The organism is Streptomyces sp. SAI-127, assembly GCF_029894425.1.
GTDB lineage: Bacteria > Actinomycetota > Actinomycetes > Streptomycetales > Streptomycetaceae > Streptomyces.
Genome location: NZ_JARXYJ010000001.1, coordinates 5,578,740 through 5,604,982, shown reverse-complemented (window position 1 = coordinate 5,604,982; position 26,243 = coordinate 5,578,740). Strand labels below are relative to the sequence as shown.

The window sequence follows — 26,243 nt, the reverse complement described above, 5'->3', positions numbered from 1 at the left end:
ACTTACGCTACTCCGTTCGGAGCCAGGAGTCGGTTCCGCGCCGATTCAGGAATTGATCACACGAGCCGGACGGATCATCCGGTGATCAATTCCGGGGGTGATCGCGCATTCCTTCACTGAAGTTTTGCTACTGGATGCCGAAGCCTCTTATGTGAATGCCGGACGAGCGCCGGAGTGCGGGACGGAAGTGACTCACGAGTCACTTGTGGACTGGAGTGACGGGAGAGATACGGCTCTTGGGGAGGGTCGGGTGCGGCCCGGCGGGAACGGCTCGGTAACCTGAGGCCGCTGACAGACACTTAGCGCGGCTTTACGGCCGCCTCGCTCAAGTCAAGGAGTTGCCGCCGCCGTGAGCAGCAGCCTTCGACGCGGCGTCCTCGCCGCCGCCGCCATCGCGTTCTCGGTCACCGCGCTCTCCGCGTGCTCGGCCGGAAACAACGCCCAGACGCTGGAGGTCAAGCCGGACAACGCGGAGACCAGCGTCGGCGGCATCAGGCTCCAGAACGTCGTGGTCATCACCCAGCCCACCACCGAGGCCTCGGGCGAGACCAAGGGACCCGCCGTGGTCTCCGCCACCCTCTTCAACACCACCGGCACCGCCCAGACGCTGGACGCCGTGAGCGTCGAGGGCGGCGGCAGCGCCGAGATCACGCCCGCCAAGGGCAAGGGCAAGGTGACCGTCCCGGCCCACGGCTCCGTCATCCTGGGCGGCAAGGGCAACGCCTCCGCCGCGGTGGCCGAGATCGGCGAGAGCGTCAAGGACGGCAACGCCCAGAAGGTCACCTTCACCTTCAGCACGACCGGTGACGTGAGCCTGCGCGCCTTCGTGGTCCCGGCCGACAGCTACTTCACCAAGTGGGGCCCGACCGCCGTCCCGTCGGCGCCGCAGGCCTCGCCGAAGCCGACCGGCTCCGCGACCCCCAGCGGCTCAGCCACGCCGAGCGGCTCCGTCACGCCGACCGACGCCGCCTCCGCGAGCGTGACGGCGACCGAGTCGGCCGCGAGCCACTGAGCGGCCCGTACAGGATCGTCGTACGCCGAAGGGCGGGACCCCCTCCAGCGGGTCCCGCCCTTCGGCGTACGTGAGACGTTCCTCTTTACGGCTCGAACTTGTAGCCGAGACCGCGCACCGTCACCAGGTACCTCGGCGCGCCCGGGTCCGGCTCGATCTTGGCGCGCAGGCGCTTGACGTGGACGTCGAGGGTCTTGGTGTCGCCGACGTAGTCGGCGCCCCAGACGCGGTCGATGAGCTGCATACGGGTCAGGACGCGGCCGGCGTTGCGCAGCAGCATCTCCAGCAGGTCGAACTCCTTGAGGGGCAGGTCGACCTTGGAGCCGGAGACCGTGACCACGTGGCGGTCCACGTCCATGCGGACCGGACCGGCCTCCAGGGCGGCCGGGGTGACCTCCTCGGGCTCGCCGCGGCGGCGCAGGACGGCGCGGATGCGGGCGACCAGCTCGCGCGAGGAGAACGGCTTGGTGACATAGTCATCGGCTCCTATTTCCAGGCCGACGACCTTGTCGATCTCGCTGTCCTTGGCGGTCACCATGATGACGGGGACGTTGGAGCGGCCGCGCAGCTGGCGGCAGACCTCCGTGCCGGGCAGGCCCGGCAGCATCAGGTCGAGGAGGACGAGGTCGGCGCCGTTGCGCTCGAACTCGTCGAGTCCGTCGGGGCCCGTGGTCGCGACAGCGACCTCGAAGCCCTCCTTGCGGAGCATGTACGAAAGGGCGTCGGAGAAGGACTCCTCGTCCTCGACGACGAGCACTCGGGTCACGGAAGGACCTCCGGGGCGGGAAGCGGGTCGTAAGAAGCCGACTCGGGAGTGGGCCCGTCCTCGTCGTCGAGGTCGGGGTGCTGGAGCGCGCGGTCGCGGGCCGCGCCCGCCTCCGGCAGCCTGAGGGTGAACGTGGAGCCCTGTCCCTCAGAACTCCACACCGTGACCTCCCCGCCGTGCGAGGCGGCCACGTGTTTGACGATGGCGAGACCGAGTCCGGTACCGCCGGTCTGGCGGGAGCGGGCCGGGTCGACGCGGTAGAAGCGCTCGAAGATGCGCTCCTTGTCCTTGTCGGAGATACCGATGCCCTGGTCGGTGACGGCGACCTCGATCAGGTCGCCGCCCGGCACGGACACCCGGCGGGCGGCTATGCCGACCCGGGTGCGGGCGGGTGAGTAGTTGACGGCGTTCTCGACGAGGTTGCCGAGAGCGGCGGCCAGCTGGCCGCGGTTGCCCCAGACACGCAGCTCGGCCGCGCCGGCGGCGGCCATGGTGATCTGCTTGGTACCCGCCTGGTGCCGGCACCGGTCGATGGCCTCGGCGACCAGCTCGTCCACGCGGACGGGCTCGGCGTCCTCCAGCGGGTCGTCGTTCTGCACCCGGGAGAGGTCGATGAGCTCCTGGACCAGGCTGGTCAGGCGGGTGGCCTCGATCTGCATCCGGCCGGCGAAGCGCTCCACGGCCTCCGGGTCCTCCGAGGCGTCCATGACGGCCTCGGACAGGAGGGAGAGCGCGCCGACGGGGGTCTTGAGCTCATGGCTGACGTTCGCGACGAAGTCGCGTCGTACCGCTTCGATACGCCGGGCCTCGGTGAGGTCCTCCACGAGGAGCAGCACCAGCCGGGAGCCGAGCGGTGCGACGCGCGCGGAGACCGCGAGTGCCTCCCCGCGTCCGGTCCCCCGCCTGGGGAGGTCCAGCTCCACCTGCCGTATCTCCCCGTCCCTCCTGGTGTCCCGGGCCATCTGGAGCATCGGCTCCACGGAGAGCTTGCCGCCGCGGACCAGCCCGAGGGCGTACGCGGCGGAGCTCGCCTTGACCACGGCGTCGGCCTCGTCGAGGACGACGGCCGAGGAACGGAGCACCGACAGGACGGTGTCCACGCCCGGCGGAAGCACCGGGTCCGTGTGCAGGGAGGTGCGGGTGGGGCGTTTCTGCTCCCGCTCGCTCCAGCGGAACGCCAGCATGGCGATGACACCGGTGAGCACACCGGCGATCGCTGCCGCTGCGGCGACCGCCGCGTTCACGTCCATGCCTCCAGGTTAGGCATGGGATCGGTCCTGGCCACAGCCGTCCGAGTGCGAGCTCGAACACTCGTCGCCCAGAGTTCACCTTGGAGCCAGTATTGGTTCATTTGGGAGGGCGGAAACGGACGCGTACAGGACCGAACGTGGGAGCGTGGGGTACGCAGCACCGGTTTCACGGCCGGTTTTGGCCCCTGGAACCCACAGGAATGACGTACGAGAGGGAACCCTGATGCGGGACGCGTACCACGAGGAACTTGATTCGATCGGCGACGGTCTGGTGGAGATGGCCCGGCTGGTCGGCTCGGCGATCGGACGCGCCACGACGGCCATCCTCGACTCCGACCTGAAGCTGGCCGAGAGCGTGATCGAGGCCGACCAGAAGGTGGACGACCTCCAGCACGACCTGGAGGCCCGGGCGATAGCGCTGCTCGCCCGGCAGCAGCCGGTGGCGACGGACCTCCGTATCGTGGTCACCTCGCTGCGCATGTCGGCCGACCTGGAGCGCTCCGGCGACCTGGCCCAGCACGTGGCGAAGCTGGCCCGGCTGCGCTTCCCCGAGAAGGCCATCCCGCACGACCTGCACGCGACCATCCTGGAGATGGGCCAGCTGGCGCAGCGCCTGATGGCCAAGGCGGCGGAGGTCATCATCACCAAGGACGTCGACCTGGCGCTCCAGCTGGAGCAGGACGACGACGAGATGGACCTGCTGCACCGCACGCTCTTCCAGCACCTGCTGGACGACAAGTGGAAGCACGGCATCGAGACGGCGGTCGACGTGACGCTGCTCGGCCGCTACTACGAGCGGTTCGCCGACCACGCGGTGTCGGTCGCCAAGCGAGTGGTGTACCTGGTGACGGGTGAGCACGCGGACGACCTCCAGCAGGACATCCAGCCGGTGACCGGGGTGGAAGGGGCCTGACCCCTCCCGGGGTGTTCCTGGGGTGTGCCGGGTCCCGTTCGGGCGTGCGCAAGCCTCTGTGCGCCGTTGATGCGCCCAGTGCAGCGGGCATGCAATGGGGACAGGGCCTGGTCCGACAGTCGGGACGTTCTGGCCCTCGCCTCGAGGAGGGACCCATGGCCGAATCCCCCAGCACTCCCCAGCCCGACCCCACGCAGGAACGCCCGACCGAGCAGCCCGCCGCGATCAGGACCCTGACGGTCATCGGCGCGTGCGGCTGCGGGTCGGGCTGCGGGTGCGGGTGCCAGTCGGGCAATCCGTGCCAGTGCGGCTGAAGCTGGTACGGCTGGATCTCGTACGACGACGAGGGGCCCCGGGGGACACCGGGGCCCCTCGTCGTGTCACGTGGACTGCTCGGGTCGACCGGGTGGGTGGGGAGGGGGAGCATGAAGGGGAGGGACGGGGGACGCCCCTTCGGCACGGGGAGGCCCACCGGGCCGACCTGTCGATCCCCTGGCCCTGCCGGCGCCGCCGCTTTCGGCCTGCCAGGCGTCGAGGCGCTCGCCCTGTCTAGGAGAGCAGCGATGACAACCATGGAGAGTTTCGACCTTCTGCAGCCGTACAAGATCGCCGAGGAGACGTTCGTCATCCCGTGGGCCCTCGAGGCCCCGCCGGTCGGCCACTTCCCGATGAACTCGATGGTGATCCGGGGGGCCGAACCGGTCCTCGTGGACACCGGGGCGCCCGCGGTGCGCTCCCAGTGGCTGGAGGCGGCCTGGTCCATCGTGGATCCCCTGGACGTACGGTGGATCTTCCTCACCCACGACGACCGCGACCATGCCGGCAACCTCCTGGCGGTCCTCGCGGAATGCCCGAACGCGACCCTGCTGACGACATGGTTCTCCATCGGCCGCATGGCCGAGGAGTGGGAGACCCCCGTCAACCGGTGCCGCTTCATGACCGACGGCGACACGATCGACGCGGGTGACCGCACCCTGGTCGCCAAGCGACCGCCGCTGTACGACAACCCCACGACCCGCGCCCTTTTCGACCCGAAGGCCAACGTCCTGTGGGCCGTTGACACCTTCGCCACGAACGTGCCGACCCCTGTGCCCGAGACGGCGGCGCTGTCGCCGGACGAGTTCCGCGACGGCCAGTTCTTCGGCGGACGACTGGTCTCCCCCTGGGTCGCCCTGCTGGACGCCCAGAAGTTCGGGGCGGTCGTCAGCGACTTCCAGCACCTGAACGCCGAGGTCATCGCCGGCTGCCACTGCCCGGTCCTCCGCGGAGCCCACATCCCCGAGGCCTACGACCTCCTCCGCCAACTCCCCGGAGTCCCCCCGTGGGCGGAGTTCACCCAGGCCGACCTGGACCAGTGGATGGCAGCCGCCGAGAGCTCGGTACCACCGGAACAACCACGCCCGTCGGGGACGTGACGGCGGCCGCTCAGACGCGGCAGGCTGGGATGGAAATGCCCCCACCCGCGCCGTATGCGCAGGTGGGAGGCATGATCGATATGGCTACTTCTTCTTGCCCTGGTTCTTGACCGCCTCGATGGCCGCCGCAGCCGCCTCCGGGTCCAGGTACTTGCCGCCCGGGGTGACCGGGTTGAAGGACGCGTCGAGTTCGTAGTACAGCGGGATGCCCGTCGGGATGTTCAGGCCCGCGATGTCGGCGTCGGAGACGCCGTCCAGGTGCTTGACCAGGGCGCGGAGGCTGTTGCCGTGGGCCGCGACCAGGACCGTGCGGCCCGTCAGGAGGTCCGGGACGATGCCGTCGTACCAGTACGGGAGCATGCGGACGACGACGTCCTTCAGGCACTCCGTGCGGGGGCGGAGCTCCGGGGGGATCGTGGCGTAGCGCGGGTCGGACGCCTGGGAGAACTCGGAGTCGTCCGAGAGCGGGGGCGGCGGGGTGTCGTAGGAGCGGCGCCACAGCATGAACTGCTCCTCGCCGAACTCCGCGAGGGTCTGGGCCTTGTCCTTGCCCTGGAGGGCGCCGTAGTGGCGCTCGTTCAGGCGCCAGGAGCGGTGGACCGGGATCCAGTGGCGGTCCGCGGACTCCAGCGCCAGCTGGGCGGTGCGGATCGCGCGCTTCTGGAGGGACGTGTGGACCACGTCGGGCAGGAGGTCGGCGTCCTTCAGGAGTTCGCCGCCGCGGACTGCCTCCTTCTCGCCCTTCTCGTTGAGGGTGACGTCCACCCAGCCGGTGAACAGGTTCTTCGCGTTCCATTCGCTCTCGCCGTGGCGGAGGAGGATCAGCTTGTACGGTGCGTCGGCCATGCGTATGAGCGTAATCCACGCCCTCCATCCGGGTGGTGCCCGCTCGACAGACGGACGGTTGACGGGATCTGTTAATTGAGTGGCCCGCCGTTACCCCGCCTTCGTAAGTTGTGCTGACTATCTGAGCCACTTACACATGGGGGACCGTCCATGCCACTCGCCACCCTGAGACGCGCCACCCGCGAGACCGTCTCCGGGCTCCCCCGCGAGTTCTGGTGGCTGTGGACCAGCACCCTCGTCAACCGGCTGGGTGCCTTCGTCGCCACGTTCATGGCCCTGTACCTGACCCTCGACCGCGGCTACTCCGCCTCCTACGCCGGTCTCGTCGCCTCGCTGCACGGGCTGGGCGGAATCGTGTCGTCGATCGGGGCGGGCGTGATGACCGACCGGCTCGGACGGCGGCCCACCCTGCTCGTCGCGCAGTCCGCCACCGCCGCCTCCGTCGCGCTGCTCGGCTTCATGCACCACCCCGTGGCCATCGCCGCCGTCGCGTTCCTGGTCGGCATGGCCTCGAACGCCTCCCGGCCGGCCGTGCAGGCGATGATGGCCGACATCGTGCGGCCCGAGGACCGGGTCAGGGCCTTCTCGCTCAACTACTGGGCCATCAACCTCGGTTTCGCCGTCTCCTCCATGGCCGCCGGGTTCATCGCCGAGTACAGCTATCTCGCGGGCTTCCTGATCGAGGCCGGGATGACGGCCGTCTGCGCGGTCCTCGTCTTCCTCAAGCTGCCCGAGTCCCGGCCCACCGCGCCGCGGACCACGCAGGCGGGCGACGACGTCGGCCTCGGCACCGTCCTGCGCGACCGGCGGTTCATGAGCGTCGTGGGGCTGTCCTTCCTGGTCGCCGTGATCTTCCAGCAGGGTTCCATCGGACTGCCCGTCGCGATGGGCGAGGCCGGGTTCACGCCCGCCGACTACGGCCTGGCCATCGCCCTGAACGGCGTCCTGATCGTCGCGCTGCAGATCCCGGTGACCCGGTTCATCCAGGACCGGGACCCCCAGCGCCTCCTCGTGGTCTCGTCCCTGCTGGCGGGATACGGCTTCGGGCTCACCGCCTTCGCCGGGTCCGTCGGCCTCTTCGCGCTCACCGTCTGCGTGTGGACCCTGGGCGAGATGATCAACGCGCCCACCCAGACCGGGCTCGTCGTCCGCCTCTCCCCCGCCCACGGCCGCGGCCGCTACCAGGGCATGTACACCCTGTCCTGGTCCGTCGCCGCCCTCGTGGCGCCCCTGATGTCCGGTTTCGTCATCGACCGGTTCGGGGCGGAGTGGCTGTGGGGACTGTGCGCGGTCGTCGGGACGGTGGCGGCGGTGGGGTACGCCGCCCTCATGCGCCGGCTGTCCACGGAAACGGCCGCCGAGGCCGCCGTATCGGAGAAGTCCGCCGCCACCGAGGCCAGCCCGGCCTGATCCGTCACGGATGCATCCGCGCACCCTTGAGCACCTTGTCCACGGCGTTGCGCGGCCCGTACACCGCGAGGCCCACCAGGTCCAGCTCCCCCGTCGCGACCGCCCGGACCGCCGCGCGGTTGTCCCGGTCGTTGCCCGTCGCGAACAGGTCGCTCGTGAAGAGCGCACGCGGGAGCGAACGGGACAGCACGCGCGCGTGGGCCGTCTTCAGCGTCTCCTTGGTGCCCTCGAAGACCAGCACCGGCTGCCGGAACATCGGCAGGTAGGGGATGCCGTCGGCGTCCTCGTACGGCTCACCGAGCACCTCCGGGGCCTGGGTGCCCAGGCCGCTGACGAGGAACGCGGTGACGTTCAGGCGCTGCCAGGTCTCCAGGTCCTCGCGCAGCAGGACGGCGATCTTGGTGTCGAAGCGGATGGGTTCAGTACTCATGGAATGAGACTGGCGGGCGTCGTACGGCCTCGTCTTGTACGTTCTTTGCATGGCGGCCAGAACCATGCCCGCGCAGGAGGTCACCGCGTGGCGCCCCGCCGTTCCGGGCGTCACCGAGGTCTTCCACGCCCACTTCACCGAGTACGCCTATCCGATGCATGTGCACGAGGCGTGGACGCTGCTCATCGTGGACGACGGGGCCGTACGGTACGACCTCGACCGGCACGAGCACGGCACGCCGGACGACACCGTGTCGGTGCTGCCGCCGCACGTCCCGCACAACGGCTCGCCCGTGTCGCCGGACGGCTTCCGCAAGCGGGTCCTCTATCTCGACGGCACCCATCTCGGCGACGAGCTCATCGGGCCCGCCGTCGACGGCCCCGATCTGCGTGATCCCGTACTGCGGCGGCGGGTGGGGCAGTTGCACACGGCGCTGGCCAGGCCCGGTGAGGAGTTCGAGGCGGAGAGCAGGCTGACCCTCATCGGCGACCGGCTCAGGACGCTCCTACGGCCACCACTGCACGACGGGCCCGCACGCCGCGATCCCGTCCTCGCCCGCCGACTGCGCGAACTCCTCGACGAGCGGGTCGTGGAGGGGCTGTCGCTGGAGGAGGCGGCCGGGGTCGTCCAGGCTCATCCGACGCATCTCGTACGGGCGTTCAGTGCCGCTTACGGCATCGCGCCGCACCAGTACCTCAACTCCCGCCGTGTCGGCCGGGCCCGGCGTCTGCTGCTCGCGGGGCAGGGTCCCGCCGAGGTCGCCGCGCTCACCGGTTTCCACGACCAGGCCCATCTCACCCGGCACTTCAAGCGGCTGGTGGGGGTGACGCCGGGGCGCTATCGCAACAGCTCCAGGGTCGAGTCAATCAGGCGTTCGACGGAAGGCGTCCGTCCGGTGATCGACACCGATTAGCGTCGCCGGCATGGATGACAGACAGAACTCCTTACCGTTCGGACGTCTCTCCGTGGCCGTCGCGGGTGCGGCCGCCCTGGTCGCCCTCAGCGTCGGTGGCGCCATCGCCGCGAACTCGGACGACGGGCCCATCGCCGAGCCGAGCGTGTCGACCACCCTCCCGCCGGACGAAGGCGGAACCGACGGCGGCACGGTCGGCGGCAGTGGCGGCACCGACGGCGGCGGCGGCACCGACCCCAGCCCGACCGCCACGTCCCCCGACGAACCTCCGATCACCGACGAACCCTCCGCCCCGAGCGAGCTGGCGGAGCTCAACCGCCGTATCGCCGAGCTCGAGAAGAAGGTCGACGAGCTGCCCACCAAGAAGGAACTCGCCGACGCGCTGCGGGCCTTCGCGGACCAGCTGGACAAGCCGGCCGCGCCCGGGGACCCCGGCCAGACCCATGAGCCGACCGACGAGCCGACCAACGGACCGCAGCCCACCGACTCGCTTCCGCCCAACTAGGCGTAGAACGGCGAAAACGCCCGGGATCAGTCCTGCGAGCGCTGGGTCAGATGCGCGAACGCGTCCAGGTTGCGCGTCGACTCGCCCCGGGCCACCCGCCACTCGTACTCCTTGCGGATCGCGGTGGCGAAACCCAGCTCCAGCAGGGTGTTGAAGCTGCCGTCGGCCGCCTCCAGGACCTGGCCGAGGAGGCGGTCGACCTCGTCGGCGGTGACCGCGGCGAGGGGGAGCTTGCCGGCGACGTAGACGTCACCGAGCCGGTCGACGGCGTAACTCACGCCGTACAGCTTGAGGTTGCGCTCCAGGAGCCAGCGGTGGACGCCGGGTTCGTTCTCGTCGGGGTGGCGGATGACGAAGGCGTTCAGCGACAGGGAGTGGCGGCCGACGAGGAGCGAGACGGTCGTCTTGAGCTTGCGGGTGCCGGGGAGCTGCACGACGTAGTTGCCGGGTGCGGGGCTCTCCCACTCGACCTCGGCGTCCTTGAGGACGCCCTCGATGACCTGCGCTGCCTTCTCTGCCTCAGCCATGGTGGGAGCGTACGTGACGCCGGTACGACTGCGCCGCGGCCGCGTACACGTCCGCCGTCGCCGCGGCGGCGGTGTCCCAGCCGAAGGACTGGGCGTGCCGCGCCGCCGCCTCGCCCATGCGGGGCGTGAGCGCCGGGTCGTCGGCGAAATCGCGCAGCACGCGCGCGTAGGCGGCCGGGTCGTGTCCGCGTACGAGGAAACCGGTCCGTTCGTCGGCCACGGCCACCGGCAGTCCGCCGACCGCCGCCGCGAGCACCGGGGTGCCGGCCGCCTGGGCCTCTATGGCGACCAGGCCGAAGGACTCGCTGTAGGAGGGCATGACCAGTACGGACGCGGCCCGGAACCAGTCGGCGAGCTGCTCCTGGCCGACGGGCGGGTGGAACCGTACGACATCCGCGATGCCGAGGCGGGAGGCCAGTTTCTGCAGGCCCTCGGGTTTGGCGAGGCCGCTGCCGCTGAGGCCGCCGACGACCGGGACGAGGATGCGGGAGCGCAGGTCGGGGCGCTGGTCGAGCAACACCGCCACGGCCCGCAGGAGGATGTCCGGGGCCTTCAGGGGCTGGATGCGGCCCGCGAAGAGCGGGATCAGGGCGTCCTGGGGCAGACCGAGACGGGCTCGGGCCGCCGCTCGGCCGTCCGCCGGGCGGAAGCGCTCGAGGTTCACGCCGGGGTGGACGACGGCGACCTTGGCGGGGTCGGCGGCGTAGTGCTGTACGAGTTCCTCGCGCTCCTCGGCGGTGTTCGCGATGAGGCGGTCGGCGGCGGCGACGATCTGGGTCTCGCCGATGACCCGGGCGGCGGGCTCGGGGGTGTCGCCGTCGGCGAGGTTGGCGTTCTTGACCTTGGCCATGGTGTGCATGGCGTGCACGAGCGGGGTGCCCCAGCGCTGGGCGGCGAGCCAGCCGACGTGGCCGGAGAGCCAGTAGTGCGAGTGGACCAGGTCGTAGTAGCCGGGGCGGTGGCCGGCCCAGGCCTGCATCACACCGTGGGTGAAGGCGCACAGCTGGGCGGGGAGGTCCTCCTTGTTGAGTCCCTCGTAGGGGCCCGCGTCGATGTGGCGGACCAGGACGCCGGGGGCCATCTCGACGGTCGGCGGGAGACCGCCGGTCGTCGCGCGGGTGAAGATCTCGACCTCGATATTGATCGCGGCGAGGCGCTGGGCCAGTTCGACGATGTAGACGTTCATGCCGCCCGCGTCGCCGGTGCCCGGCTGGTGGAGCGGTGAGGTGTGCACGGAGAGCATGGCGACGCGGCGGGGGCGGCGGTGCAGGCGCAACCGGTGGGGTGCGGCCTGGGAGCGACGCTGGAGCCTGCTGACGTACTGGCTCACGTGGCGTTCCTCCTTGCTGCGGGCATGCCGGACGGAGGGTGTGGGGACCCTCCGAGGGCGGCAACACCGGAAGTCGGCATTCCCATTCCGTGCGGGGCGGTTTTTGCCGAGGTATTACCAGATTTCGCTCAACCGTTCGAGGCCGGGGTGCGTCTCGGCGCGGACCGGGAGAGCGCGCGGTGGCCCGTCGCCCGCCGCATACCCTCGTAGGCATGACATCCCGCGCCGCCTCCCGTCCTGTGGGCACGGTCACGCGCGGGACGACCAACCCCAACCGGCTGCGCCGCATGGACCGCTGGATCGCGGCCGCACACGGCGCCGAGCTGCGCCGCGCCGCCGATCCGGTCGCCGTCGATCTCGGGTACGGCGCCGCGCCCTGGACCGCCGTCGAGTTGCTCGCCAGGCTCCGTGAGGAGGCTCCACGCACGCGCGTGGTCGGTGTCGAGATCGAACCGGCCCGGGTGGCGGCGGCGAAGCCGTACGAGAGGGAGGGGCTCGTCTTCCGGCACGGCGGGTTCGAGATCCCGGTCACCCAGCGGCCGTTGCTCGTCCGGGCGGCCAATGTGCTGCGCCAGTACGACGAGGCCGAGGTGGCCGCCGTATGGGAGCGGCTGTGTGCCCGGCTGGCGCCGGCCGATCCGGCGCGGGGGTCGCGCGGCGGGCTGCTCGTCGAAGGAACCTGCGATGAGATCGGGCGCCGGCACGTGTGGGTCGCGCTCGGTCCGGAGGGGCCGCGGACGGTCACCTTCGCGACCCGGCTGGGCTCGCTGGAGCGGCCCTCCGACTTCGCCGAGCGGCTGCCGAAGGCGTTGATCCACCGCAACGTCCCGGGTGAGCCGGTGCACTCCTTCCTGCGCGACTTCGACCGCGCGTGGGCGGCCGCCGCGCCCTACGCGTCGTACGGCGCCCGGCAGCGGTGGATCCGGACCGTACGGGACCTGACGGCCGACTGGCCGGTGATGGACGGGCCTTCGCGGTGGCGGCAGGGGGAAGTGACGGTGGCGTGGGGGGCGTTGGCGCCGCGCGGAGTGCCGGACGCGTGAACTCCGGTGCGCCTCACGGGTGAACCCGTTCCGGGGTGACCTGCAGGGAACGATCTGTGTGAGTCGTTCGTCACACAGGCGGGGAGATCGTCTTCGGGGGGAGGGAAGAGGGGGATGCACCGGGAAGGCCTACCTCTGTCGCTTTCGGCCATGACGTGGCACGATCCCCCGAGCGCCGTAAGTTACTGACGGTAAATCAGCTTTGGGGGCAGGGGTATGGGAACGGGCAAGCGCGGTCTGATCGCTACGGCCGTGACCGTGATCGGCGCGGTAGCCGTGCTGGCGGCACCGGGTACCGCCTTCGCCGCCCCGAGTCCGACCCCCAGCCCCACGGCTTCGCCGACCACCGTGACCAACAAGGACATCGAAGCCGTACACAAGCAGCTCGAAGCGCTCTATCACGACGCGGCCGTCGCCACCGACGCCTACAACGCCGCCGAGGAGAAGGCCGAGCAGCAGTCGGCGCAGATCGTCGCGCTGGCCCAGAAGATCGTCAAGGGCCAGGAGAAGCTGGCGAAGCTGAAGGCCCGCGCGGGTGCCGCGGCCGCCGCCCAGTACCGCAGCTACGGGCTGTCGGACGAGGCGCAGCTGATGCTGAGTGACGATCCGCAGGAGTTCCTGGACAACACCGGCCGGGTGCTGCAGGGCCAGCGCGCCACCAAGGCGCTGATCGCGGAACTGACCCGGACCCAGCAGGACTTGAAGCAGTACGCCGCCGACGCCTCCGCGCAGTGGACGAAGCTCGAGGCGAACCGCAAGGCGAAGGCGACGGCCAAGAAGCAGGTGCAGCAGCAGATCGCGGCCGCCGAGAAGCTCGAGTCCCAGCTGGAGGAGAAGGAGAAGAAGCGCCTCGCCGAACTGGAGGAACAGGCCGCCCATCAGGCGCAGACCGCCTGGCTGGACTCCGGCATCCTCGACGAGATCGACGGCAAGGCGAGCGCGGCCGGGAAGATCGCGGTCGCCTTTGCGACGACCCAGATGGGCAAACCGTATGAATGGGGCGCCGAGGGCCCTGACTCGTACGACTGTTCCGGACTGACCTCACAGGCCTGGGCGAGCGCCGGCAAGTCCATTCCGCGCACCTCGCAGGAGCAGTGGAAGCAGCTCAAGCACGTCGACGTGAAGGACATGCGGCCCGGCGACCTGATCATCTACTTCGACGACGCCAGCCATGTGGCGATGTACCTCGGCGAGGGCGCGATCGTGCACGCGCCGCGGCCGGGGCGGACGGTGACGATGGCCGGGGCGGGGTCGATGCCGATACTCGGGGTGGTGCGGCCGGACGCGTGAGCGCCGCCGGTCGGCCGATTGGGACCTGGATCAAGTGTGACCTGGGTCGAGTGTGACCTGGGATCAAGTGAGACCTGGGTCATGTGATGCGGGGCACGCCTGACGGCCCCGCAAACCTGCCGCGAACGTGACGTTCGTCATCCCCGCGGCATGCGCCATCTGTCCAACTGCGGTGGATAACGCGGCATATGACAGTGGCCACCGGCCGAGCGGCGTGTCCCACGCCATTCCTTTCCCGCCCCGCCACCCGCTATGGTCCCCGTCGGTGGATCGAGGTCCCTCGCTCCACCATGCCCTCGGGGGGAGGGAAGGAATCCGAGACCATGCCCGTACCCATACCGCGGCAGCGAGCGATCCCGGCCGTGGAAAGTGGTCAGGCGCCGGCCGCACCGAAGGACCCCCCCTCCAAGGAAGCCCCGCGCAAGGAAGCCACGGTCGACAACAACGCCACCACCCAACTGAGCCTGCTGGTGATCGAGGACGATCCCGGCGGGTCCACAGTCGTCCCCGAACTCCTGGACTCGGCCGGCAAACCGATCCGCGTCCGCACCGCCCGCAACCTCACCGAGGCGGAGCGACTGCTCACGGACGACGTGCACTGCATCCTGCTCGACCTCGCGCTGCCCACGCCCGGCCGTTCCGATGACGACGACGAGCTCGCCGTACTCCGTCATGTCCTGGAGCTCGCACCCCGGCACGCCGTCCTCGCGCTCACCGCGTCCGGCGACGCCGAGCGCGGTGCGGAGGCCGTGCGCGTGGGCGCCCAGGACTATCTCTTCCGGGACGAGCTGGACGGACGGCTGCTGAGCCGGGCGATCCGGTACGCGGTGGAGCGGAAACGTTCCGACACGGCGGAGCGCAGGCTCGCCGAGGGACGGGTGCGGGCGCAGGAGAACCGGCGCCTGGAGCGCGGGCTGCTGCCCACGCCGCTGCTGGAGGGGTCGTCGCTGCGGTTCGCCGCGCGGTACCGGCCGGGCCGGTCGCGTGCGCTGCTCGGCGGTGACTTCTACGACGTCGTACGGACCCCCGACGGGACCGTGCACGCGATGATCGGCGACGTCTGCGGGCACGGCCCCGACGAGGCGGCGCTCGGCGTGGAGCTGCGGATCGCCTGGCGTGCGCTGACCCTGGCGGGGCTGTGCGGGGACGAGTTGCTCGGGACGCTGCAGGAGGTGCTGGAGCACGAGCGCTCCGACGAGGAGATCTTCGCGACGCTGTGCACGGTCGACATCGCGCCGGACGGGCGGCGGGCGGGGCTGTGTCTCGCCGGGCACCCGTCGCCGCTGGTGGCCCGGCCGGGGTGGCCCGCACGGCTGTTGCCGTACGACAACAACGGGCCCGCGCTGGGCCTGCTGCCGGGGGCTCGGTGGCCTCGGATGCAGGTGGAGCTGGGGGCCGAGTGGAGTCTGATGCTCTACACCGACGGGCTGATCGAGGGGCGTGTCGGGGAGGGCGGCGAGCGGCTGGGCCAGGACGGAATGGTCTCCATGATCCGTCGCCAGCTGTCCGAAGGGCTGCGCGGCGAGGCGCTGCTGCGGGCCGCGGTGAACGAGGTGCGGTCGCTCAACGGGGGCGAGTTGGCGGACGACGTGGCGGTGCTGCTGCTCGACCGGGAGGGTTAGCGGGCTGCTTGCCCGACCGGGAGGGCCAGCGGGCTGCTGCTCGACCGGGAAGTTCAGCGGGCTGTTGCTCGACCGGAAGGGCCAGCGCGGTCCTGCTCGACCGGGAGGGTTAGCGGGCTGCTGCTCGACCGGAAGGGCCAGCGCGGTCCTGCTCGACCGGGAGGATCAGCGCGGTCCTGCTCGACCGGAAGGGCCAGCGCGGTCCTGCTCGACCGGAAGGATCAGCGGGCTGCTTCCGACCGGAAGGATCAGCGGGCTGCTTCCGACCGGGAGGGTCAGCGGTTCGCGCCGTAGGGGTGGCTGTCGTGTGCCGGCCGCGGGTGCGTTGTGGCCGGCCGCGTCCACCCGGCGGTGCCGCCTGTCGACACGGCCGGCGCCCACCGAGGGGCGCTGCCCGCGGCCGGCATGATCACCTGCCGCCGTTGTACGGGCCGTAAGGGCCGTCGCTGCTCGAACCCCTGCCCCCGCCGCTGCGGCCGCCGCCCGGGAGGGCGCGGATCGCCGGGCGTACGTCGACCATGTAGACGATCGTGGCGATGAGGCCGATGATCGGCAGGAACGACAGGATGTTGAAGATCAGGTTCACCACGAAGGCGAGCCCGAGGATGATCAGCCAGAAGGGCTTGGTCTTCTTGTCGGCCGCGCGGTAGGCGTCCTCACGGCGGATGGCGGCGTCGAACAGTGCGAAGCCGCTGAAAACGATCAGGGCCATGCTCAGCAGCCACATGAAGCCTGCGAACCCCTGCATCAGCACAACGTCCACCACCTGACTCGGCTCGTCATTTCGCGATTACGCGGTCACCGTACCCGCTCCCGTGAGTCCGCTACCCGCAGAACGGGCCGGGCACTCGGTAAGTGCCCGGCCCTGAGTCCTGAAGTGTCCCGCGGTGCCTTACTTGGCGGGCGGGGCCTTCTTCGCCGTGGTGGTCTTGCGCGGCGTGGCCTTCTTGGCGGTGGGGGTCGTCTTCTTGGCCGGGGCCGGGACGGCGGCCGTGGCCGTGGCCGGGGTGGGCTTCGCGGCCGGAGTCGCGGTCGCCGGCTGCTTGACCTCGCCCGGCTCGGCGTTCGGCTCGACGGCGATGGCCAGCTCCTCGATCTCCTCGGCGGCCTCGCCACGCCAGGTCTTGACGGCCTGCTCGCCGTGCTCGGCGACCTTCTCGTAGGTCTCCCGGGCCTTGACGGCGTACTCGGCGGCAACGCCGACACCGCGCAGGGCGAAGTCCTGGGCGGACTCACCGAGCTTCTTCAGGTCCGCGTCGAGGGTGGTGCCGATCTTCTTGATGTCCCCGTCCAGGTTGGTGATGAACTCACCGACCTTGGTCTGGAGGGTCTCCTGGGTCTCCTTGACCTTGGCGCCGGCCTCCTTGGCACGGGCCTGGGCCTTCTCCTGGACCGCCTTCGGGTCGGTGCCGCGCACGGCCTCGATACGGGCCGGCGCCTCGGCGCGCAGCTGCTCCACCAGGCCGGGCACCTTCTTGGCCTCCTGGAGGGCGAGGTCACCGGCGCCGGCGAGGAAGTACAGCGGGGTCGGGTCCGTGACGGCCTTGCGGATGTCGTCGGTGATGGCCATGGTGGTGGTCCTCCCGGATCGCTTTCTGATGAGGGTTTTGGGTCCCGCGGTGCCAGTCGGCGTGCTGTGAGGCGTGCCGGGTCTCCGGTCGAGTCTCAACTGGCCGTCTGGTGCGGGTCGGCGTCGCTGCCGTCGGTGGTGCGGGGGTCCGCTGCTGCGGCGGTGTCGTCGTCCAGTACGTCACTGTCCTGGACGTCGCTGCCCCGAAGGGCCGTACCGTCGCTCTGCGCGGAGGGTGCCGCGTCCGGCGGGGCTATCTCGAACCCGTTCTCCTTGCGGAAGGATTCGTAGATCTGGATCAGCACCTGCTTCTGCCGCTCGTTGAGCGTGGGATCGGCGAGGATGGCCGCACGTGTCTCCACGTCGTCCCGGTCCCGCTCGGCGTCGAGGATGCCGGCCCGCACATACAAGGTCTCGGCGGAGATCCGCAGCGCCTTGGCGACCTGCTGCAACACCTCCGCGCTCGGCTTGCGCAGCCCGCGCTCGATCTGGCTCAGATACGGATTGGACACCCCGGCGGCATCGGCGAGCTGCCTGAGCGACAGCTGCGCGGTGCGCCGCTGTTCACGCAGGTATTCACCGAGATTGCCGACGTTGAGGGATGCCATGTCTCCACTGTGCAGCACCCGCGCTAACTATTGCAAGCAGGCGCTTGCAATAGTGTGCCACGCCACTCGTCTGCCTCATTCCTCTTCCGGACCTGCATAGGATCGCCGGTATGGCCCTGCGACCGGTTCAGGTGAACATCAAGGCTCTTGACGGGCCGGCGGTCGGCCGGTTCTGGGCGGAGGCGCTCGGCTGGGATGCCTACAGCCCCGGTGTGACCACCTACGTCGGCCCCGCGGGCGGTCTCGTGTGGCCGGAACCGGTCGGTGTCGGCATCGACGTCGTTCCCGTCCCGGAACCCAAGACGGCGACGAAGAACCGTGTGCACCTCGATCTCGCCACCACCTCCGCGGCCCATCAGACGGAGTTGGTCGCGCGACTGAAGGCACTTGGCGCGACGCCCGTCGACGTGGGCCAGGGCGAGGTGCCGTGGGTGGTCCTCGCCGACCCGGAGGGCAACGAGTTCTGTGTGCTCGAGCCTCGGGAGGTCTACCGGGACACCGGGCCGATCGCCGCGGTGGTGGTCGACTGCGCGGATCCGCAGGCCATGGCCCGGTTCTGGGGCACGGCGACGGACTGGACCCTGCACGAAGTGACCGACGACCAGGCGGCGTTGCGCTCCGCCGAGGGTGTCGGCCCGCATCTCGAGTTCCTCCGCACGCCCGACGTGAGGAGCGTGCCGGACCGCGTCCATCTCGACCTGCTGCCGTACCCCGGTGACGACCGGGCGGCGGAGGTGGCCCGGCTGCGTGCCCTAGGCGCCACCGACCTCGACCTCGGCCAGGGCGACGTCTCGTGGACGTGCCTGTCCGACCCGGAGGGCCACGAGTTCTGCGTGCTCTCTGCGCCCTGACGCGGACCCGGTGGGTCGGACTGCGGCGGGGCGCCGGAAGCGCCGGGTCACCCACTTGTCGTCCTCTCCGGGCCCTTCGCTTGGCGTGCTCCTGCGTTGGGATAGCGTCCCTTGTCACTCCGGGTGAGCGGACGAGTGGATGAGCGAGGGGGCGGTGTGCGGGTTCCGTGGCGTGGGTGGGGTGCCCGGCAGTGGGTCACGTTCGGGGTGATCTCGTTCGGGTCGTTGTTCCTCGTCATCGGGTTGGTCCTGGCGGGGGTGTCGGTCTCGTTCCTGACGGATGCGGAGAAGGCCCGGGGCACGGTGGTCGCGCTGGAGTGGCGCAACGACAGCGTCGGCACGTCCTCCCGCAAGGTGAGGTCGCAGGACAAACCCGCGGCGTACCCCGTGGTCGAGTTCACGCCCACGGACGGCACGCCGCGGACCTTCCGCAGCTCGACGGGGGCCAATCCACCGTCGTACGAGGAAGGCGACCGCGTCGAGGTGCTCTACCGCGCCGATTCGCCCGACGACGCGGAGATCAACGGCTTCGCCTCACTGTGGCTGCTGCCTCTGGTCTTCGGCGGGCTCGGGCTGCTGTTCGCGGGGATCGGGACGGCCGTCGCGGTGGTGGGGCGCCGGCGTTCCTGACCTGGACGCCCAGCCCCGCCCCGAGCCCCCCCACATCAGGAAGTTCCTCGCGCCCGGGCGTTGTCAGTGCCGTGTGCAACGCTCGGCGCATGGGGTTCTTTGACGATCTGGTGCTTGCTGAGGAACCGGCCGATGAACAGGCCGTGTTGGCCCGGTTAGGGCCGCCGGGAGAGGACGACGGACGGTATGCGCCGCCCGTCGACCGGTTCGCGCCCGCGCTGTCGCCGCAGCTGGAAGTGGTCGGCGTGGGGGCCGAGACGCGGGTTCTGGTGACGGGGTGGTCCGTGTGGCCGCGGTCGGTCACGCTGCATCTGGCGGTGTACCGCAAGACCCGCCGACAGGGCGGGGACCGGCGACGGCAGTCCGGGCTGCGGGTGGGGCTGCTGTTCTCCGACGGACGGCGGGTGACCTCGCTGGACGGCACCGTGATGCGGAGCATCTCCTTCACCGGGCCGCAGGGACGGCCGCAGCAGGCGTCGACCGAGCAGGCGGTCGGGCTGATCCCGTTGGATCCGGGCCTGCACCACTCCCGCAGATCCCTGTTCAAGACGGACGTCGACCTGTATCTGGCGGAGCTCCCCCCGCCCGGGGAGACACAGTTGGTCGTCGAGTGGCCGGACGAAGGCGTGCCCGAGACCCGTACGCCGGTCGACGTGGACGCGCTCCATGCCGCCGCTCGACGGGCGATCGAGGTCTGGCCCGGACTCCAGCCACCGGAACAGGAGGCGCTGCCGGGTTCGTTCGCGACGATAGAGGTCAGCGGCCCGCCGGCGCTCCTGGCGCCACCCCTGAACCGACGCCAACGCGAGGCGCTACGGCTCGCGGAGGAGGCCCGGCAGCGCTACGTACCGCAGTCCGACTGGCAGCGCATGGGCTACGGCGACTGGGGCGACGCGGCCCTGGTCAGGGCCCGGTTGGAGGCCGGCGCCCCGCCCGACGCCCGGGTGGGATGGCGTGGCGCCACCCCGCTGCACCTCACGGCGGAACAGGGCTCGGCCGAAGCGGTGGCTGCGCTCCTGCCCCACGTCGCGGACGTCGACGTACGCGACGACGAAGAGCACACCCCGCTCTGGTACGCCGTCCACAGCATGGACGAGGCCACCGTGCGCGCGCTGATCGACGCCGGGGCGGACGTGTGGACACCGCAATCGGACCGCTGGTCGCCGGGGCGGCTGCTGCTGACCACGCCGTTCGCTCCGCTCGTCCGACACCTGGCGGGGGCGGTGGAGCTGCCCCCGGAGGAGGTCGCCGCGCAGCAAGCCGCGGACGCGCTCATCGCGGCCTTCGGTACGGAGCCGATGTGGACCGAAGGGCTCGGAGTCTGTTTCGTACAGGGCCTCGACGAGGACGAGTTGATACGGCGCCTCGGGGCCGATCCCGCGCAGTGCCCGAGCACCGCTCCCGACGACGCGCCCTTCGACCCGATGGACTACGACGAGTCCCTGCGTTACGTGGGCGTCAGGGGCGTCGACGGCACCCCCGGCGGCTGTGTGATCACACAGGACGGGTACATGCCGAGCGATGACGCCGTGCTGCGGGCGATATCCGCGGGCACCACCGCCTACGGGGTGTACTTCAACCCCAAGGGCGGCACGTTCGGCGCCCTGGCACGTGACGGCGAGATCGTCGGCGGCGACGAGATCCACATCGGGCCGCACGACTCGGACCCGGACGCCTACTGGACCTTCCGTTTCTGGCAGCGCAAGCACGCGTTCCCCTACGGCGCCGACGTCCTCGCCTACTGCTGCGCCGCGGCCGGTCTGCGGATCAGCGACGGGCGGGACGCGGTCGACGGCCAGGCCCCCCGCCGCTGGGTGGCCCTGCCGACGCGACTTCAGCGCTAGGCGCGCGGTTCCGGTGTGGCTCAGCGGTCGCAGGCGATCAGTGAGCCGCACCGGAACTCCCTGTTCAAGTAACCCACTGCGTAACTACCTTTTCAGGGTCGCCGCGCCACGAAGACCAGCTCCTTGCCCGGCCGGTCCGGCGCATCCCGTACGTCCTCCACCACCAACCCCCGCGCGACCAGTTCCGCCTCGACCTCCCCCCGCTCCCGGAAGCGCAACGTCGAGTCCGAGGTCAGTGTCCGCCCGTCCGCGGCGAACACATAGCTCCACCGGAACGACACCACCAGCCCGTCCACGCCAGTGACTTCGACCCAGCTCTCCACGGCTCCGACACCGGGCACGTCCGTCACGGCGTAGGACGCCTCCCGGTTCCACTCCTCCCAGGCCCGCCGCGCAGGGTCCCGCGTCTCGAACACCAGCCGCCCACCGGGCCGTAGCGCCGCGTGCACACCCAGCAGCGTCTCCCGCCAGGCATCTGCTTCCACGATCTGCTGGGCGACGTTGGCCGTCATGGTCACCAAGTCGACGCTGAGCGGCGGCAGTGCGGACGCGTCCCCGTGGATCCAGCGAACCCGCTCGCTCCCCGGCTTCCCCCGGGCCACGTCGAGCGAGGCAAGGGCGGGGTCGACCCCCACCACCTCGATCCCCCGCCCGGCCAGCAACAGCGCGAACACCCCCGTCCCACAGCCGATGTCCAGCACCCGCCGCGCCCCGAACTCCTCCACCATCTCGACATACGCGTCGAGGTCGCCGCGATCGGGTTCGACCGCGTCATAGATCGCGGCGAGCCGGGGATGTGTGAAGCCTTCGTCAGCCATGCGGGCGACCGTAGAGGGAGCGGGGCTCGGCCGACCACTCGATATCGCCCGGTCACCGCCCTCCTCTCGCCAGCCACTCCTCCAGCACCGCGAAGTCCTCTTCGGTGAGTCCCACTTGGGGATCCACTCGGTGCAGGAGAGCCCGTTCGGGATGATGCGTCGCCACCCAGGCCCGGTCGGCGTCGGTGATCTCGTCGTCGACCCAGACGAACGGCCGCCCGGCCGCCCAGGAGACGAGGGGGCGGGTCTTCCAGTGCAGGCCGACCGTCTCGTCGTCGTCCGGGTCGTCCGGGTCATCCGGGTCATCCGGGTCGTCCGGCCAGTCCACTAGCGGCAGCCGGGGCAGCCCGAGCCAGGGCGCCAGACCGGTGTTGGCGTCATCTCCCCAGGTCGTGGCCCACACCAGGGCACAGTCCAGCGAGGTCAGACGCGCGCCGAGCGCGGGATCGACACGGGTCAGCAGCGGATGGTCGGTGGCGGCCCCGGCCGACGGAAAGGCCGGTTCGTACTGCGGATACGGCCCCGCCGCCCCGAACGGCAGCAGTGTCCCGTCGACGTCCAGGAAGAGAAGCACCCTCAGCCTCCAGCCCCCATCCGTCACCCCTCGAACCCGGCCTCCGCGAGGATCTCGTCGATACGCGCCCGATGCGCCGCCTCCCACGCGTCGAGCGTCTCGGCCGCCTCCTTCGCCAGCTTGGCGCGGGCAGCGGTGAGGACGTCGGACCGGCGCGCGGCGGGGACCGCCACGATCCCCTCCTCGTCGGCGACCACCACGTCCCCGGCCTCGACCCGCACCCCGCCGCACCGCACCGGCCCGCCCAGCGGCGCCACGGCCTTCTTCGCGGCCGGGATCGGGACGACTCCGCGGGCGAACACCGGGAAACCGGCCTCCCGGACCTCGGCGAGGTCGCGGATCAGCCCGTCGGCGACGAACCCCGCGATCCCCCGCCGCTGCGCCACCGCGCACACGTTCCCGCCGGCCAGGGCGTAGTCGAGGTCCCCCGACTCGACCACGATGACCGAGCCGGCCGGCGCCCGGTGGATCGCGGCGTGCAGCATGAGATTGTCGCCGGGCGGGCACAGCACGGTGAACGCCGGCCCCGCCACCCTCGGCACCGGCCCCCACACAGGCCGGATCCCGATGTCCATGACCTGGTCCCGACCGAGCAGATCGGCCAGGGTGGTCGTGGGAATGTCCGCAAACTCGCTGGTCTCGGTCATGTCCCGGACGTTACCGTGCGTGCATGACTGCCGGGTCGGCCTTGTGCCGTGAGCGAGTTGGGTGCCCGGCCTCTGAGTGAGGCCGATGGGGGTCCCCCCACTCGAGCGAAGTCGAGAGTGGGGGAGGGCGAGGAGCCCGCCGCTTCCTCTGAGTCGTCCAGGAAATGACCGGAGACCAGAGAAAGCAGAGAGAGTGACCAACCCCATCCACGACTTCAACCAGCGGATCATCGACGAGTTCCGCGCCAACCACGGCCGGGTCGGCGGCCCCTTCGAGGGCGGCCGCCTGATCCTCCTCACCACCACCGGCGCCCGCACCGGCACCCCGCGCACCAACCCCGTCGGCTACCTCCCCGACGGCGGCGACCGCATCCTCGTGATCGCCTCGGCGGGCGGCTCACCACGCCACCCCGACTGGTACCGCAACCTCGTCGCGCACCCTCAAGTCACCGTCGAGAGCGGGGTGTTCACCTACGAGGCGAAGGCAGTGGTGCTGGCGGGCGAGGAGCGGGACCGGGCCTTCGCCCGGGCCGTGGAGTCGGACCGCGGCTGGGCCGCGTACCAGGAGAAGACCGACCGCGTCCTCCCCGTGGTCGCCCTGCACGAGATCGCCCGCCCGGGCCCGCCGAACATCAACGCCTCGTCCCCGGGTGAGGCCATCCGGCTCGTCCACGACGTCTTCCGCCGCGAACTCACCCTGATCCGAAAGGAGTTGTCTGCCGGGGCCAGCACCCTCGGCGCCCAACTCCGCGTCAACTGCCGGACGTTCTGCCAGGGCCTGCACAACCACCACACCGGCGAGGACGTGGCGATGTTCCCGTTCCTGGCCGGCCGCCACCCGGAGGCGGCGCCCGCCATCGACCGCCTGCGCACCGAGCACGAGCACATCGCGGCCCTGGTCGAGGAGTTGCGGGAGGCTCTCTCCGGCACCGACCTCGATTCCGTCCGCACGGAGGTCGACCGCCTGACGACCGAGCTGGAGGCCCATCTGACGTACGAGGAGGAGCAGTTGATCCCTGTCCTCGACCGCGCCTGACCTAGCCACGGGCGGCCGCCGCCGGGTGGGCTGTCCACGGGTGACCTTCACGCGCCTCCCCACGGACGACCGCCACCGGACAACCCACCCGCGATACCACCACCCGGCCGCCCGTGGGCAGCCACCACCCCGCACCCCATGGACCGCCGGGTGGGCTGTCCACGCGTGACCGTCACGCGACTCCCACGGACGACCGCCACCGGGCTACCCGTGCTCGGGCACGGCGCTCCCGTGGACGGTCATCACCCGGAACCCGTGGACGGCCACCACCCTGCTGCCCCCGGGCGCCCGCCGCCGCGCTAGAACGGCAGCGGCCGCCCGTGCACCACCACCAGACGCGACACCGCCCGGGTCAGCACGACGTACAGCCGGTGCAGCCCGCGCTCCTCCGCCTCCGCGATCGCGGCCGGCTCGACGGCCACGACATGGTCGTACTCAAGTCCCTTGACCACACCGGCCGGTACGACGCTCACCCGCGCACCGAGCTCGTCGGGTCCGGCGGCGACGATCCCTGCCGCGTCGAGGGCCTGCCGTAGGCGTTCCACATCGGCGTCGGCGGCGACGACCCCCACGGACCCCTCGTGCGCGAGCGATTCCCGTACGGCGTCCACGACCGCGCCGGGCAAGGCGTCCAGGGAGGTGGGACGCATCCGCAACTCCCCGTCCCCGCGCAGGGATCGCCCCTCCGGCACCGCCACGTCCAGCAGCCCGAGAAGCCGGTTGGCGAGCTGGACGACGGCCTGCGGGACACGGAACCCGATGGTCAGCGGTACGACGGCCGCCTCCGGCTTGCCCAGATGGCGCAGGACGGTGTGCCACGAGCGGGCCGCCCAGGGCGTGGTCCCCTGCGCCAGGTCACCGAGCACGGTGACCGACCCGAAACGGGCCCGGCGGGCAATCGCCCGGCACTCCATGGGAGACAGGTCCTGCGCCTCGTCCACGACGAGATGGCCGTACCCCTCAGGATGCTCCACGAGCCCGGCGACCTCGTCGAGCAGCACCAGATCGGCCGCCGACCAGCGCGCCGACTTCCACGACCGCGGCGGCTTGGTCCACAGCAGGTTCTTCTGCTCCTCGGAGTCGAGGATCCCGTCGGCGGCGGCCGCCAACTCCTCACGGTCACCGAGCAGTTCGGTCACGACCTCCTCGGGCCGCGCCTTGGGCCACACGGCGTCGAGGAACGCCCCGAGCACCCGGGACCGCGAGACCCGCTGCACCCACGCACCGCTTTGCGGCCCGGCTCGCCGCTCGGCCTGCAGCTGCACACTCCGCACCACCCGGCTGCGCACCCGCTCCCTCCCGGTCGAGTACGGCGGTTCCTCCTCCCGTACGTCCGCCACGATCCGCGCGAGTTCACCGGCCCCGACCCGCCACTGGTACGAACCGTCCTTGATCTCCAGGGAGTTGACCTGCGCGGTCGACACCCGCGCATACAGCGCCCGGCGCAGCACCTCCGCCATCCGGGGGTCGTGCTTGAGGACGGCGGTGGGGTGGGCGTCGATGGCGGTGACCGGGTGGCGGGCGATCTCGTCCTGGAGCGTGGACTGCCGTACGCCGGTCTCCCCGAGCGCGGGCAGCACCTGCGCGATGTAGGAGAGGAAGGTCCGGTTGGGCCCGAGGACGAGGAGCCCGCCGCGCCGCATCCGCTGCGGGTGCGTGTAGAGGAGATAGGCGGCCCGGTGCAGCCCGACGGCGGTCTTGCCGGTCCCGGGAGCCCCCTGGACGCACACGGAGACGGCGAGGTCCCCTCGTACGAGATCGTCCTGCTCGGGCTGGATCGTCGCGGCGATGTCCCGCATGGGGCCGACGCGGGGCCGTTCGATCTCGCGGGCGACGATGTCGCTGACCTGCGGCGGCCCGCCGTCCCGCAGGTGCTCGTCCTCCAGCCCGGTGAGATCGGCGGACTCGCCCTTGCTCCCCGGCGCCCACCCGAACCGCCGCCGCACCGCGACACCCTGCGGATCGCGGGCGCTCGCCTGGTAGAAGGCGCGGGAGACGGGCGCGCGCCAGTCGACGACGAGGGGCGGGGCGGCGGGGTGCTCGGTGATCCGCAGCCGGCCCAGGTGATACGCCTGCCCGGCATGGTCGCCGTGGTCGAACTCCAGCTTCCCGAAGAACAAAGGCCCTTCGGGCAGCTCCCGCATCTCCTTGGCCTGACTGCGCAGCTGATACCCGAGCACCTCGGCGTCCGCCCCGGAGGCGGAGACGTCCTCGCCGACGACGACCTGCTCCTGGGCGCCGTCGATCATGGCGACGAGGGCGGTACGGCAACGGTCGTGGTGGACGCGCTCGCGGTGGAGGGCCCCTTTCAGGGCGGGGTGCGGGACGGGACCGGCTGACGTCATGGGGACGAGCGTACGCGAGAAAATGAAACCGAGTAAAATTCTTTACCC

General features: G+C 71.0%; 27 protein-coding genes. 14 read left to right on the top strand and 13 right to left on the bottom strand.

From position 1 onward, the window contains the following. The first annotated feature begins 349 nt into the window (after positions 1-349). Positions 350-1,012, top strand: coding sequence for a DUF461 domain-containing protein (locus tag M2157_RS25700; RefSeq protein WP_280858496.1), 663 nt, complete (start codon positions 350-352; stop codon positions 1,010-1,012). 85 nt (positions 1,013-1,097) lie between these two features. Here the strand turns inward: M2157_RS25700 and M2157_RS25695 are convergent, their stop codons facing one another. Next, complete coding sequence (locus M2157_RS25695) at positions 1,098-1,778, bottom strand: response regulator transcription factor (protein WP_015659563.1); 681 nt, start codon at positions 1,776-1,778, stop codon at positions 1,098-1,100. After that, positions 1,775-3,028: an ATP-binding protein gene (locus M2157_RS25690; RefSeq protein WP_280866314.1), complete on the bottom strand. Its 1,254-nt coding sequence runs from the start codon at positions 3,026-3,028 to the stop codon at positions 1,775-1,777. The genes M2157_RS25695 and M2157_RS25690 overlap by 4 nt, the downstream gene beginning before the upstream one ends. Positions 3,029-3,251: 223 nt before the next feature. On the opposite strand from M2157_RS25690, the gene phoU reads away from it, so the two are divergent. The 3 genes from phoU to M2157_RS25675 all read left to right on the top strand — a co-directional run bounded on the left by phoU (position 3,252) and on the right by M2157_RS25675 (position 5,356). Then, positions 3,252-3,941: a phosphate signaling complex protein PhoU gene (gene phoU / locus M2157_RS25685; protein WP_037709742.1), complete on the top strand. Its 690-nt coding sequence runs from the start codon at positions 3,252-3,254 to the stop codon at positions 3,939-3,941. 155 nt (positions 3,942-4,096) lie between these two features. Next, a complete protein-coding gene (locus M2157_RS25680; protein ID WP_167348002.1) occupies positions 4,097-4,255 on the top strand; it encodes a hypothetical protein in 159 nt (52 codons plus the stop codon). A gap of 249 nt (positions 4,256-4,504) precedes the next feature. Beyond that, complete coding sequence (locus M2157_RS25675) at positions 4,505-5,356, top strand: MBL fold metallo-hydrolase (RefSeq protein WP_280866313.1); 852 nt, start codon at positions 4,505-4,507, stop codon at positions 5,354-5,356. A gap of 84 nt (positions 5,357-5,440) precedes the next feature. Here M2157_RS25675 and M2157_RS25670 read toward each other — a convergent pair whose 3' ends face one another. After that, on the bottom strand, positions 5,441-6,202 hold the full coding sequence (locus M2157_RS25670) for a phosphoglyceromutase (protein WP_280866312.1): 762 nt from the start codon (positions 6,200-6,202) through the stop codon (positions 5,441-5,443). 150 nt (positions 6,203-6,352) lie between these two features. Here M2157_RS25670 and M2157_RS25665 point away from each other — a divergent pair, with 150 nt between their 5' ends. Further along, positions 6,353-7,612: an MFS transporter gene (locus M2157_RS25665; RefSeq protein WP_280866311.1), complete on the top strand. Its 1,260-nt coding sequence runs from the start codon at positions 6,353-6,355 to the stop codon at positions 7,610-7,612. 4 nt (positions 7,613-7,616) lie between these two features. Here M2157_RS25665 and M2157_RS25660 read toward each other — a convergent pair whose 3' ends face one another. After that, positions 7,617-8,042, bottom strand: coding sequence for a DUF2000 domain-containing protein (locus M2157_RS25660; RefSeq protein ID WP_280866310.1), 426 nt, complete (start codon positions 8,040-8,042; stop codon positions 7,617-7,619). A 49-nt stretch (positions 8,043-8,091) separates the two neighbouring features. On the opposite strand from M2157_RS25660, the gene M2157_RS25655 reads away from it, so the two are divergent. Further along, a complete protein-coding gene (locus tag M2157_RS25655) occupies positions 8,092-8,955 on the top strand; it encodes an AraC family transcriptional regulator (RefSeq protein WP_280866309.1) in 864 nt (287 codons plus the stop codon). Between the two features lie 10 nt (positions 8,956-8,965). Next, a complete protein-coding gene (locus M2157_RS25650) occupies positions 8,966-9,460 on the top strand; it encodes a hypothetical protein (protein ID WP_280866308.1) in 495 nt (164 codons plus the stop codon). 26 nt (positions 9,461-9,486) lie between these two features. Here the strand turns inward: M2157_RS25650 and M2157_RS25645 are convergent, their stop codons facing one another. Beyond that, the gene (locus tag M2157_RS25645; protein ID WP_266517426.1) at positions 9,487-9,987 is read right to left on the bottom strand and encodes a YbjN domain-containing protein; all 501 of its coding nucleotides are present in this window, start codon (positions 9,985-9,987) and stop codon (positions 9,487-9,489) included. Further along, positions 9,980-11,317, bottom strand: coding sequence for a D-inositol-3-phosphate glycosyltransferase (gene mshA / locus M2157_RS25640; RefSeq protein WP_266517425.1), 1,338 nt, complete (start codon positions 11,315-11,317; stop codon positions 9,980-9,982). Before mshA ends, M2157_RS25645 begins: the two co-directional genes overlap by 8 nt. A gap of 212 nt (positions 11,318-11,529) precedes the next feature. Here mshA and M2157_RS25635 point away from each other — a divergent pair, with 212 nt between their 5' ends. The 3 genes from M2157_RS25635 (at position 11,530) to M2157_RS25625 (ending at position 15,272) form a co-directional block, all read left to right on the top strand. Continuing rightward, positions 11,530-12,360, top strand: a complete 831-nt coding sequence (locus M2157_RS25635; RefSeq protein ID WP_280866307.1) for a class I SAM-dependent methyltransferase — start codon at positions 11,530-11,532, stop codon at positions 12,358-12,360. 216 nt (positions 12,361-12,576) lie between these two features. Next, complete coding sequence (locus tag M2157_RS25630) at positions 12,577-13,650, top strand: C40 family peptidase (protein WP_280866306.1); 1,074 nt, start codon at positions 12,577-12,579, stop codon at positions 13,648-13,650. 323 nt (positions 13,651-13,973) lie between these two features. Then, on the top strand, positions 13,974-15,272 hold the full coding sequence (locus M2157_RS25625) for a response regulator (RefSeq protein ID WP_280858519.1): 1,299 nt from the start codon (positions 13,974-13,976) through the stop codon (positions 15,270-15,272). Between the two features lie 409 nt (positions 15,273-15,681). Here the strand turns inward: M2157_RS25625 and M2157_RS25620 are convergent, their stop codons facing one another. The 3 genes from M2157_RS25620 to M2157_RS25610 all read right to left on the bottom strand — a co-directional run bounded on the left by M2157_RS25620 (position 15,682) and on the right by M2157_RS25610 (position 17,450). Then, complete coding sequence (locus tag M2157_RS25620) at positions 15,682-16,020, bottom strand: DUF2516 family protein (RefSeq protein ID WP_280858520.1); 339 nt, start codon at positions 16,018-16,020, stop codon at positions 15,682-15,684. 144 nt (positions 16,021-16,164) lie between these two features. Then, the gene (locus M2157_RS25615; protein ID WP_280866305.1) at positions 16,165-16,842 is read right to left on the bottom strand and encodes a hypothetical protein; all 678 of its coding nucleotides are present in this window, start codon (positions 16,840-16,842) and stop codon (positions 16,165-16,167) included. 95 nt (positions 16,843-16,937) lie between these two features. Then, positions 16,938-17,450 carry a helix-turn-helix domain-containing protein gene (locus M2157_RS25610; protein WP_280858521.1) on the bottom strand — a complete coding sequence of 171 codons (513 nt, stop codon included), beginning with the start codon at positions 17,448-17,450 and terminating at the stop codon, positions 16,938-16,940. 110 nt (positions 17,451-17,560) lie between these two features. Here M2157_RS25610 and M2157_RS25605 point away from each other — a divergent pair, with 110 nt between their 5' ends. The 3 genes from M2157_RS25605 to M2157_RS25595 all read left to right on the top strand — a co-directional run bounded on the left by M2157_RS25605 (position 17,561) and on the right by M2157_RS25595 (position 20,775). Next, the gene (locus tag M2157_RS25605; protein ID WP_280866304.1) at positions 17,561-18,301 is read left to right on the top strand and encodes a VOC family protein; all 741 of its coding nucleotides are present in this window, start codon (positions 17,561-17,563) and stop codon (positions 18,299-18,301) included. Between the two features lie 156 nt (positions 18,302-18,457). Continuing rightward, the gene (locus M2157_RS25600; RefSeq protein ID WP_280866303.1) at positions 18,458-18,931 is read left to right on the top strand and encodes a DUF3592 domain-containing protein; all 474 of its coding nucleotides are present in this window, start codon (positions 18,458-18,460) and stop codon (positions 18,929-18,931) included. An 89-nt stretch (positions 18,932-19,020) separates the two neighbouring features. Then, positions 19,021-20,775, top strand: a complete 1,755-nt coding sequence (locus tag M2157_RS25595) for an ankyrin repeat domain-containing protein (protein WP_280866302.1) — start codon at positions 19,021-19,023, stop codon at positions 20,773-20,775. A gap of 92 nt (positions 20,776-20,867) precedes the next feature. Here the strand turns inward: M2157_RS25595 and M2157_RS25590 are convergent, their stop codons facing one another. The 3 genes from M2157_RS25590 to M2157_RS25580 are packed head-to-tail and all read right to left on the bottom strand — an operon-like array spanning position 20,868 to position 22,814. After that, positions 20,868-21,593 (bottom strand): class I SAM-dependent methyltransferase, encoded by a 726-nt coding sequence (locus M2157_RS25590; protein ID WP_280866301.1) that lies wholly within the window; start codon positions 21,591-21,593, stop codon positions 20,868-20,870. 52 nt (positions 21,594-21,645) lie between these two features. Beyond that, positions 21,646-22,167 carry an HAD domain-containing protein gene (locus tag M2157_RS25585; RefSeq protein WP_280866300.1) on the bottom strand — a complete coding sequence of 174 codons (522 nt, stop codon included), beginning with the start codon at positions 22,165-22,167 and terminating at the stop codon, positions 21,646-21,648. Positions 22,168-22,190: 23 nt separating this feature from the next. Next, the gene (locus M2157_RS25580) at positions 22,191-22,814 is read right to left on the bottom strand and encodes an RraA family protein (RefSeq protein ID WP_280866299.1); all 624 of its coding nucleotides are present in this window, start codon (positions 22,812-22,814) and stop codon (positions 22,191-22,193) included. Positions 22,815-23,007: 193 nt separating this feature from the next. On the opposite strand from M2157_RS25580, the gene M2157_RS25575 reads away from it, so the two are divergent. Further along, positions 23,008-23,850, top strand: a complete 843-nt coding sequence (locus M2157_RS25575; protein ID WP_280866298.1) for a nitroreductase/quinone reductase family protein — start codon at positions 23,008-23,010, stop codon at positions 23,848-23,850. A 299-nt stretch (positions 23,851-24,149) separates the two neighbouring features. Here the strand turns inward: M2157_RS25575 and M2157_RS25570 are convergent, their stop codons facing one another. Further along, positions 24,150-26,195: an AAA family ATPase gene (locus tag M2157_RS25570; RefSeq protein ID WP_280866297.1), complete on the bottom strand. Its 2,046-nt coding sequence runs from the start codon at positions 26,193-26,195 to the stop codon at positions 24,150-24,152. Between the last annotated feature and the right edge of the window lie 48 nt (positions 26,196-26,243).

What these genes read in the sequence shown, in the direction of transcription:
- M2157_RS25630 (WP_280866306.1), top strand. Translation starts at nt 12,577, where the DNA reads ATGGGAACGGGCAAGCGCGGTCTGATCGCTACGGCCGTGACCGTGATC.
- M2157_RS25655 (WP_280866309.1), top strand. Translation starts at nt 8,092, where the DNA reads ATGGCGGCCAGAACCATGCCCGCGCAGGAGGTCACCGCGTGGCGCCCC.
- M2157_RS25665 (WP_280866311.1), top strand. Translation starts at nt 6,353, where the DNA reads ATGCCACTCGCCACCCTGAGACGCGCCACCCGCGAGACCGTCTCCGGG.
- M2157_RS25670 (WP_280866312.1), bottom strand. Translation starts at nt 6,202, where the DNA reads ATGGCCGACGCACCGTACAAGCTGATCCTCCTCCGCCACGGCGAGAGC.
- M2157_RS25635 (WP_280866307.1), top strand. Translation starts at nt 11,530, where the DNA reads ATGACATCCCGCGCCGCCTCCCGTCCTGTGGGCACGGTCACGCGCGGG.
- M2157_RS25595 (WP_280866302.1), top strand. Translation starts at nt 19,021, where the DNA reads ATGGGGTTCTTTGACGATCTGGTGCTTGCTGAGGAACCGGCCGATGAA.
- M2157_RS25680 (WP_167348002.1), top strand. Translation starts at nt 4,097, where the DNA reads ATGGCCGAATCCCCCAGCACTCCCCAGCCCGACCCCACGCAGGAACGC.
- M2157_RS25660 (WP_280866310.1), bottom strand. Translation starts at nt 8,042, where the DNA reads ATGAGTACTGAACCCATCCGCTTCGACACCAAGATCGCCGTCCTGCTG.
- M2157_RS25675 (WP_280866313.1), top strand. Translation starts at nt 4,505, where the DNA reads ATGACAACCATGGAGAGTTTCGACCTTCTGCAGCCGTACAAGATCGCC.
- M2157_RS25570 (WP_280866297.1), bottom strand. Translation starts at nt 26,195, where the DNA reads ATGACGTCAGCCGGTCCCGTCCCGCACCCCGCCCTGAAAGGGGCCCTC.
- M2157_RS25615 (WP_280866305.1), bottom strand. Translation starts at nt 16,842, where the DNA reads ATGGCCATCACCGACGACATCCGCAAGGCCGTCACGGACCCGACCCCG.
- M2157_RS25645 (WP_266517426.1), bottom strand. Translation starts at nt 9,987, where the DNA reads ATGGCTGAGGCAGAGAAGGCAGCGCAGGTCATCGAGGGCGTCCTCAAG.
- M2157_RS25590 (WP_280866301.1), bottom strand. Translation starts at nt 21,593, where the DNA reads ATGGCTGACGAAGGCTTCACACATCCCCGGCTCGCCGCGATCTATGAC.
- phoU (WP_037709742.1), top strand. Translation starts at nt 3,252, where the DNA reads ATGCGGGACGCGTACCACGAGGAACTTGATTCGATCGGCGACGGTCTG.
- M2157_RS25690 (WP_280866314.1), bottom strand. Translation starts at nt 3,028, where the DNA reads ATGGACGTGAACGCGGCGGTCGCCGCAGCGGCAGCGATCGCCGGTGTG.
- M2157_RS25580 (WP_280866299.1), bottom strand. Translation starts at nt 22,814, where the DNA reads ATGACCGAGACCAGCGAGTTTGCGGACATTCCCACGACCACCCTGGCC.
- M2157_RS25610 (WP_280858521.1), bottom strand. Translation starts at nt 17,450, where the DNA reads ATGGCATCCCTCAACGTCGGCAATCTCGGTGAATACCTGCGTGAACAG.
- M2157_RS25605 (WP_280866304.1), top strand. Translation starts at nt 17,561, where the DNA reads ATGGCCCTGCGACCGGTTCAGGTGAACATCAAGGCTCTTGACGGGCCG.
- M2157_RS25650 (WP_280866308.1), top strand. Translation starts at nt 8,966, where the DNA reads ATGGATGACAGACAGAACTCCTTACCGTTCGGACGTCTCTCCGTGGCC.
- M2157_RS25625 (WP_280858519.1), top strand. Translation starts at nt 13,974, where the DNA reads ATGCCCGTACCCATACCGCGGCAGCGAGCGATCCCGGCCGTGGAAAGT.
- M2157_RS25620 (WP_280858520.1), bottom strand. Translation starts at nt 16,020, where the DNA reads ATGCAGGGGTTCGCAGGCTTCATGTGGCTGCTGAGCATGGCCCTGATC.